Annotated in this window: 6 protein-coding genes; 5 read left to right on the top strand and 1 reads right to left on the bottom strand. The window is 66.8% G+C overall.

Features of this window, described 5'->3' with window-relative positions:
* Positions 1–334: DUF1285 domain-containing protein (locus EOA38_RS19950; RefSeq protein WP_127300026.1), on the bottom strand; the 334-nt coding region annotated here is incomplete at its 3' end.
* Between the two features lie 154 nt (positions 335–488).
* Here EOA38_RS19950 and EOA38_RS19955 point away from each other — a divergent pair.
* From EOA38_RS19955 to EOA38_RS19975, 5 genes are all read left to right on the top strand, one after another.
* A complete protein-coding gene (locus EOA38_RS19955; RefSeq protein WP_126092346.1) occupies positions 489–1493 on the top strand; it encodes a MoxR family ATPase in 1005 nt (334 codons plus the stop codon).
* Positions 1493–2503, top strand: a complete 1011-nt coding sequence (locus tag EOA38_RS19960) for a DUF58 domain-containing protein (RefSeq protein WP_126092345.1) — start codon at positions 1493–1495, stop codon at positions 2501–2503. The genes EOA38_RS19955 and EOA38_RS19960 overlap by 1 nt, the downstream gene beginning before the upstream one ends.
* The gene (locus tag EOA38_RS19965; RefSeq protein WP_127300024.1) at positions 2500–5316 is read left to right on the top strand and encodes a DUF4159 domain-containing protein; all 2817 of its coding nucleotides are present in this window, start codon (positions 2500–2502) and stop codon (positions 5314–5316) included. Before EOA38_RS19960 ends, EOA38_RS19965 begins: the two co-directional genes overlap by 4 nt.
* A gap of 3 nt (positions 5317–5319) precedes the next feature.
* Entirely contained in the window at positions 5320–7407 is a 2088-nt protein-coding gene (locus EOA38_RS19970) for a hypothetical protein (RefSeq protein ID WP_126092343.1), read from the top strand.
* A gap of 102 nt (positions 7408–7509) precedes the next feature.
* On the top strand, positions 7510–8623 hold a 1114-nt coding region (locus tag EOA38_RS19975), incomplete at its 3' end, for an IS481 family transposase (protein ID WP_127300025.1).

Consider the following 8623-nt stretch of genomic DNA (forward strand, 5'->3'; position numbering starts at 1 on the left):
CGTTCATCTCGACGGCGATGAAGGGCGCGTCGGCGACGCGGATGCCCACGCGCTCCACCGGCGTCACCAGGTAGGTTCTGCCGTCGGCATCCTTGCGCAAGACGCTGGAAAAGAGCTGCACCAGCGGCATGCGCCCGATCGGCGTGCCGAGATAGAACCAGGTGCCATCGGCCCTGATCTCCATGTCGAGATCGCCGCAGAAGTCCGGATTCCAGCGCTCCACCGGGGCCGGTCCCTTGCCGGCGCGCGCCGCGCGCGAGATCAGCGCTTCCAGCCCACGCGCCTCGGTGGCGCCGGTCAAACTCTGTTCGCGATGCTCGACACGTTCGGTCATGGTCACGAAATAGTCACTGTTGTCCCGATTGTCAGCCTTGTCGGCCCAAGTCTGTGATTTAAGTTCGAATGCAGACGCCAGGAGAGGCCGAATCGCGGCATTCTGCGACTTTGAGAATGCAGGCCGGTATTTCCAACCACAAGGATCGAACGGCATGAGCGTGATGATCAAGGAAAGCCCGTTGAGCGACAAGGCGATGATCGAGGAGGCCGAGAAGGCGCTGGCCGACATCTCGAAGGCCCGCGACGCCGTCGGGAGGGTGATCTTCGGCCAGGAAGCCGTCGTCGAACGCACGCTGGTGGCGTTGCTTGCCGGCGGTCACGCGCTGCTCGTCGGCGTGCCGGGTCTCGCCAAGACCAAGCTGGTCGAGACGCTTGGCATCGTTCTCGGTCTCGATTCCCGCCGCGTCCAGTTCACGCCCGATCTGATGCCTTCCGACATCCTCGGCTCCGAGGTGATGGAGCAGGACGAATTCGGCAAGCGCTCCTTCCGCTTCATTTCCGGGCCGATCTTCACGCAGCTTTTGATGGCGGACGAGATCAATCGCGCTTCGCCGCGCACGCAGTCGGCGCTGCTGCAGTCGATGCAGGAGTATCACGTCACCATCGCCGGCGCCCGATACGACCTGCCTTCGCCCTTCCATGTGCTGGCGACACAGAACCCGCTGGAGCAGGAAGGCACCTATCCGCTGCCCGAGGCGCAGCTCGACCGCTTCCTGATGCAGGTCGACATCCTTTACCCGGATATCGAGGCCGAGCGCCGCATCCTGCTCGAAACCACCGGCGTCGAGGAGGCCAAGGCCGACAATGTGCTGCAGCCGGCTCGGCTCAAGGAAATCCAGACGCTGATCCGCGGCATGCCGGTGCCCGAGAGCGTCGTCGAGGCCATTCTGAAGCTGGTGCGCTCGGCCCGTCCGGGTCAGGGCAATGCCGACACCGACAAGCACGTCGCCTGGGGTCCGGGTCCACGCGCCAGCCAGGCGTTGACCCTGTGCGCCCGGGCTCGCGCACTATATGATGGCAGGTTGGCACCGTCGGTCGACGACATCCGTGCCTTGGCCGAGCCGGTGCTGCAGCATCGTATGGCGCTGACTTTCGCTGCCCGCGCCGAAGGCACTTCCGTGCGCGACGTGGTGGCGAAGCTGGCAAAAGGCATCTGATGGGTCGAATAGGCGAGGTCCAGGCACCGGTTGCGACGCGCGACGCGCTCGCCCGTGGTCGGTTGCGGGCCTCTTTGGTGCCGGATCTGCTGGTCGAGGCCCGCCGCATCGTCAACACGGTGATCGCCGGCTGGCATGGCCGCCGCAAGCGCGGCATCGGCGAGAATTTCTGGCAGTTCAGGCCCTATGTCGAAGGCGATTCCTCGCGCATCGACTGGCGCCGCTCTGCCCGCGACGATCATACCTATGTGCGCGACCGTGAGTGGGAGGCTGCCCACACGGTGTGGCTGTGGGCGGACCCCTCCCCCTCCATGCTTTACAAATCCGCGGGAGCCAGCGTTTCCAAGGAATCGCGCGCGTTGGTGCTGGCGCTCGCAATGGCCGAGCTTCTGTCGCGCAGCGGCGAGCGCATCGCCTGGCCGGGCCTCACCGACCCGTTCACGGCCCGCAACGGCGCCGAACGCATCGCCGCCCAGCTCAGCCACGCCGGCGCGCTGCCGGCCAAGCCCGACCTGTCAGCCATCCGCCGCTTCTGCGATATCGTCATCGTCAGCGATTTCCTCGATCCGGTCGAGGAAACCATGGGCTGGCTCGACGTGCTCGCCCGCCATGGCGTGCGCGCGCATCTGATCGAGGTCGCGGACCCGGCCGAGGAGACCTTCCCCTATGCCGGCCGCACCGAATTCACCGATCCGGAAACCGGCGACAAGCTGACCGCCGGCCGCGCCGAGATGCTGGGTGAGGAATACCGCCTGCTCTATACCGCCCGCCGCCAGGAACTGGCCGGCTGGTGCAGGCGTCTCGGCTGGAGCTTCACCGTCAACCATACCGACCGCCTCGCCTCCGAAGCGCTGGTGCGTATCCACATGGCGATGACCGCCGACAGCACCCGTCCAGGGCTGACCTCCAGTCATGCCGGGTTGACCTCCGGTCATGCAGGGCTGGCTGCCGGCGCCAGTCATGCGAGGCTGACCGCCAGTGGCGGTCTCGCCGGAAAGGCGGTCGCATGAGCTGGCTGCCGCTTTCCTTCGGCGCGCCGATGGTGCTGTGGGGCCTGCTGGCCCTGCCGGTGATCTGGTGGCTGCTGAGGCTCACGCCGCCCAGGCCGCAGACCGAGGTCTTTCCGCCGCTGAGAATCCTTGCCCGGGTCCTCAGGCGCGAAGAGACGCCGCATCAAAGCCCTTGGTGGCTGACGCTGCTTCGCCTGCTGATGGCTGCCCTCGTCATCGCAGCGCTTGCGGAACCGGTCTTCAATCCGCGCGAAAAGCTGCCGGCGGAGGGCTCTGCGCTGGCGTTGGTCATCGACAATGACTGGGCAAGTGCGGCCGATTGGGGCAAGCGCGTCGCCACCGCCGAGCGGCTGATTGCCGATGCCGGCTCGAACGGCGTGCCGGTCGTCATCGCCTTCACCGCCGAGAAACCCAATGCCGAGATCGGCCCTTTCGATGCGTCGGCCGCGCTTGATCGGCTGCGCGCGGCAAAGCCGCGTCCGATCCCGACCGACCGCCCCGCCGTCTATGCCCGTGTCGCCGCCACATTGGAGCGCCTGCCGGGTGCCAGCGTCGCCGTGCTTGCCGATGGCCTGGCGGCCAACGGCGACGAAGCGGCGTTCAAGACGCTTCTGGAAAAAAATGCCGCGCGGCTGGTCTGGGCCACCTCCGACCGGATCTCGCTCACCGGCCTGACCGATGCCGACAACCAGGTCGACGGCTTTGCGCTGACCGCCATCCGCGCGCCGGGCGATCCGGCGCCGGCGCAGGTCACCGCGGGCGCCTTCGACGACAAGGGCCGCCGTATCGCCGACGCGACGCTGACCTTCGCGCCGGGCGAAACCACCGCCACCGGAACGATGGCCGTGCCGTTCGAATTGCGCAACGACTTCGCTTCGATCGCGCTCGACGGCGAGCACCAGGCCGGCGGCGTGCGCGTGCTCGACGAAAGCTCCAAGCGCCGCCGCGTCGGGCTCTTGTCGCAGGCCGAGGCCGACCAGGCGCAGCCGCTCTTGTCGCCGCTCTACTACATTCGCCGCGCCCTGCAGCCCTTCGCCGATCTGGTCGAGCCGTCGAGCGCCGACCTGGCCGACGCCATTCCGCAGCTTCTCGACCAGAAGCCGGCGATGATCATCATGGCCGATGTCGGCACCATTCCCGAGCAGGTCCGGCAACGGCTGGTCGACTGGGTGAACAATGGCGGCACGCTGGTGCGCTTTGCCGGCTCCCGGCTGGCCGCCGCCGGCAATGACGACGACCTCTTGCCGGTCAGGTTGCGCAGCGGCGAGCGTGCGCTGGGTGGCGCGCTGTCCTGGACGACGCCGCAGCAGGTCACCGAATTCCCGAAGAACGGCCCGTTCGCCGATCTCGCGCCGCCAACCGAGGTGACGGTCAGCCGGCAGGTGCTCGCCGAACCCACGCCCGACATCGTCGAGCGCACCTGGGCGACGCTGGCCGACGGCACGCCGCTGGTGACAGGTATGAAGAAGGGCAAGGGCACGCTCGTGCTCTTCCACGTTACACCCGAAGCGACCTGGTCGAACCTGCCGATCTCCGGCAGCTTCGTCGAGATGCTGAGGCGCATCGTGCAACTGTCGCGCAACCAGGGCGCGGCGGTCGCCAATGCCGAGGCCACGGCCGCATCGCTGGCGCCCTATCGCATGATCGGCGCCGACGGCGCGCTGGTGCCGCCGACGCCCGATGCGCGGCCGCTCGTGCCGGGCGCCGGGCCGTTGCCGGTGACCCTGGAAAACCCGCCCGGCCTCTACGGCTCGGAGACAGGCGTCTTCGCCCATAACCTGCTCAATGCCTCCAGCACGTTCACACCGCTTGCCCGGCCGCAGATCTCGCTGCCGGTGACCGCCATCCCCTACGCCTTCGACGAATCGGAGAATCTGAAAGGTCCGCTGGTCACGCTGGCCCTCCTGCTGATGCTGCTCGACACGCTTGCCGTCTTGTGGATGGGCGGGCTGTTGTCGCGCCGGCCGCGACGCGCCGCGGCGACCGCTGCTGCCGTGCTGATCGTGCTTGGCGGGCTCTTCGGCCATACCGATCTTGCCCGCGCGGACGATTCGAAGCCCGGCGACTCCCAGGCTATCGAGGATATTTCGAAAACCCGCATCGCCTATGTGATCACCGGCGAGCCCGGCGTCGATTCGATCAGCCGCGCCGGACTCGAGGGCCTGACCCGCTTCCTGGTCGAGAAGACGGCGCTGGAGCCCGGCCCGCCGGCCGGCGTCGACATCGCCAAGGATGAGTTGACCTTCTATCCGCTGATCTATTGGCCGATCGACGCCACCGCGCCGATGCCGAGCGAAGCGGCGATCGCCCGCATCGACGCCTACATGCAGCAGGGCGGAACGGTTCTCTTCGACACGCGCGACCAGTTCTCCAACGGCATCGACGCGGGCTCGGCAAGCCCCGCCACCGAACGGCTGCGCGACATCCTCGCCAATCTCAACGTGCCGCCGCTGGAGCCCGTGCCGTCGGACCATGTGCTGACGAAATCCTTCTTCATCCTTCCGGAGTTTCCGGGCCGGTTCAACGGCAGCCCGCTCTGGGTTGAGGCCTCGCTCGACGCCAGTAATACCGAGAACCGTCCGGTGCGCACCGGCGACGGCGTTTCGCCGATCATGATCACCGCCAACGATTTCGCCGGCGCCTGGGCCGTCGACGAGAACGGCGACCCGATGCTGCCGACCGTGCCGCCGGATCCGATGCAGCGCGTCTACGCGCTGCGCGCCGGCGTCAACATCATGATGTACATGCTGACCGGCAACTACAAATCCGACCAGGTCCATGTGCCCATCCTGCTCGAACGGCTGGGGCAGTAGTTCATGAACTGGTCGATCTCCTTCGAACCGCTCGTCTCCTGGCCGCTGTTCGGCCTTGTCATCGCGCCGCTGCTGTTGCTTGCGCTGGCCGGCCTGTGGTTCCGCCGGCGAGGCTCGTTCCTGCGCTTCATCGCCCTCGTCGCGCTCGGCGCGGCCCTCCTCAACCCGGTTTTCCTCGATGAAGAACGCGAAGCGCTGAAGAGCGTCGTTGCGGTCATCGTCGACCGCAGCCAGAGCCAGGACATCGGCGACCGCACCAAGCAGACCGACGAGGCGCTGGCCGGTCTTCAGCAGCGTCTCGGCCGCTTCAAGCAGTTTGACGTGCGCATCGTCGACGCCGGCAAGTCGGAAGTCGCCGACGAGCGCACCGAAACCAGGCTGTTCAGCGCGCTGGAGGGCGCTTTCCGCGACGTTCCGCCCTCACGCATCGGCGGCGCGGTCATGATCACCGACGGCGAGGTGCATGACGCGCCGGCCGGCGCTCCGGACTTCAACGCGCCGCTGCATGCGCTGATCACCGGCAACGAGCATGAGAAGGACCGCCGCATCCGCTTCGAGAACGCGCCGCGCTTCGGCCTCGTCGGCAAGCCGCTCGACATGAGCTACCGCGTCATCGCGAGCGACGGCCAGACCGGCCCCGTCGATGTGCGGGTTTCGGTCAATGGCGAGCAGGTTTCGGTCGAGCATGCGACCATCGGCCAGCCGATGAAGCTTGAGGTCACCATCCCCAATGCCGGCCGCAACATCGTCCAGCTCGGCATCGACCATGAGCCGGGCGAACTGACCGACGCCAACAACCGCGCCATCGCGCTCGTCGACGGCATTCGCGAGAACCTGCGCGTGCTCCTGGTCTCCGGCGAGCCGCATGCCGGCGAGCGCACATGGCGCAATCTGTTGAAATCCGACGCGTCGGTCGACCTTGTCCATTTCACGATTCTGCGTCCGCCGGAAAAACAGGACGGCACGCCGATCAACGAACTGTCGCTGATCGCCTTTCCGACGCGCGAACTGTTCGTCGAGAAGATCAAGGATTTCGATCTGATCATCTTCGACCGCTATCAGCACCGCGACGTGCTGCCGATCCTCTATTACGACTACATCTCCGAATATGTCGAAAAAGGCGGCGCGTTGCTGATCGCCGCCGGCCCCGAATATGCCGGAGAGAGCTCGATTGCCCGCACGCCGCTGATGTCGGCCCTGCCGGCGATGCCCAGCGGCGAGGTCGTCGACAAGGCCTTCTATCCGCGTCTCACCGATCTCGGCCAGCGTCACCCCGTCACGCGCGGGCTCGACGGCTCGGCCACCGAGCCGCCGCGCTGGAGCCGCTGGTTCCGCACCATCGGCGTCAAGAATCCCGAGGGCGAGGTGGTGATGAAAGGGGCCGAAGACCGCCCGCTGCTTGTGCTCGACCGCAAGGGCGAAGGCCGGGTCGGCATGCTGCTTTCCGACCAGGGCTGGTTGTGGGCGCGGGGCTTCGAAGGCGGCGGGCCGCATGTGCAGCTCTATCGCCGCATCGCCCATTGGCTGATGAAGGAGCCCGAACTGGAAGAGGAACGGCTGACCGCCGATGGTCGCGGCATGGTGCTGGAGATCCGCCGCCAGACGATGAGCGACGATCCTGGTCCCGCCCAGGTGATCACGCCTTCCGGCAAGGCGATGACGGTCAGGCTGCAGAAGTCCGAGCCCGGCATTTTCACGGGCAGCCTGCAGACCAGCGAGATCGGCCTCTATCAGGTGGGCAATGGCGATCTCACCGCTCTTGCCCATGTTGGTCCGATCAACGCGCCGGAATTCTCCGACGTCGTCTCTACGGAAGACAAGTTGAAAGCATCGGCTGAGGCGACCGGAGGCAGCGTGCGCAGGCTGGCGCCGTCGTCCATGCTCGGCAACCTTTCCGGCGGCGTGGCCCTGCCTTCCATCGTGCCGGTCCGCTCCTCGGGCGCGGCGTCGGGCGATGACTGGATCGGCCTTCGCACCACCGACGACAGCACGCTGAAGGCCGTCTCGCGCGTGCCGCTGTTCGGCGGCTTCCTCGGTCTCGGCCTGCTGCTGCTGGCGATCGGCTCGATGTGGTATCGCGAAGGCAGGTAGCGGCACCTCTCCTTCTCCCCTTTGTTTGGACCGGGGACATCGCGAACAGGTGTGCGAGGACATCGCGAACAGTTTTGCGCGTTTTGCGCGAGGGGGTTCGGGATGCCATTCGAGGCCAGAAGCGTGATGAGCCAGAAAGAAGAGTTCGTGAGATTGGCGCTGGCGCCTGGCGCCAATGTGAGCGCGTTGTGCCGGCGCTTCGGCATTGGCCGGACCTGTGGCCACAAGTTGCTTTCGCGCTATCGGATGGAAGGGGCGGCCGGCCTGGCGGAGCAGTCTCGGCGACCACTGTCGAGCCCGGCACGCAGCGCGCCGGAGGTGGAGGCGGCAGCCGTTTCGGTGCGTGTGGCGCATCCAGCCTGGGGTGGGCGCAAGATCGCGCGGGTGCTTGCCCGCGAAGGCATCGGCACGCCGGCGGCCTCGACGGTCACCGGCATCCTGCGCCGCAACGGTATCGAGCTGGGGGCTTTGGGCGGCGGAGCCCAGCCTTTCATTCGCTTCGAGCATGCCGCCCCCAACCACCTGTGGCAGATGGACTTCAAGGGCCACGTTGCCTTGCGCGCCGGCCGGCTGCATCCGCTTACCGTGCTCGACGACCATTCGCGCTTCTCGATCGCGCTGTCGGCCTGCGCCGACCAGACCACCGAAACCGTAAAAGCCCGGCTGATCGCCGCCTTCCGTCGCTATGGCCTGCCGTGGCGCATCGCCACAGACAATGGTCCGCCTTGGGGCGATGGCGGCCGCAACGACTTCACCTTGCTCACCGTCTGGCTGATCGAGATTGGCATCGCCGTCAGCCACTCCAGGCCTTGCCATCCGCAGACGCTCGGCAAGGACGAGCGCTTCCATCGTTCGCTCAAGGCCGAGGCATTGCAGGGACCGCCCTTCGCCAATCTCGCCGAGGCTCAGGATGCATTCGACCAGTGGCGCCACGTCTACAACGCCCAGCGTCCCCACGATGCCTTGGGCGGCGGCGTGCCGCTCGATCGCTACCAGGCCTCGCCGCGCCAGTATCGCGAAACAGTCGAGCCGTTCGAATATGCCAAGCACGATCTCATCCGCCGCGTTCAGCAGCACGGCTTCGTCTCCATTCTCGGCCGAACCATACGCTTGTGCCGGGCCTTCGCCGGAAAGTCCGTCGCTTTCCGCCCCACCGCCACCGACGGCGTCTTCGACGCCTGGTTCAGACATCAGAAAATAGAAACCATCGACCTCA

Origin of the sequence: Mesorhizobium sp. M1E.F.Ca.ET.041.01.1.1 (assembly GCF_003997355.1) — a bacterium.
Taxonomy (GTDB): domain Bacteria; phylum Pseudomonadota; class Alphaproteobacteria; order Rhizobiales; family Rhizobiaceae; genus Mesorhizobium.

Excerpts from the sequence above, each read along its gene's own strand:
- EOA38_RS19955 (WP_126092346.1), top strand. The coding sequence starts at position 489 with ATGAGCGTGATGATCAAGGAAAGCCCGTTGAGCGACAAGGCGATGATC.
- EOA38_RS19960 (WP_126092345.1), top strand. The coding sequence starts at position 1,493 with ATGGGTCGAATAGGCGAGGTCCAGGCACCGGTTGCGACGCGCGACGCG.
- EOA38_RS19965 (WP_127300024.1), top strand. The coding sequence starts at position 2,500 with ATGAGCTGGCTGCCGCTTTCCTTCGGCGCGCCGATGGTGCTGTGGGGC.
- EOA38_RS19970 (WP_126092343.1), top strand. The coding sequence starts at position 5,320 with ATGAACTGGTCGATCTCCTTCGAACCGCTCGTCTCCTGGCCGCTGTTC.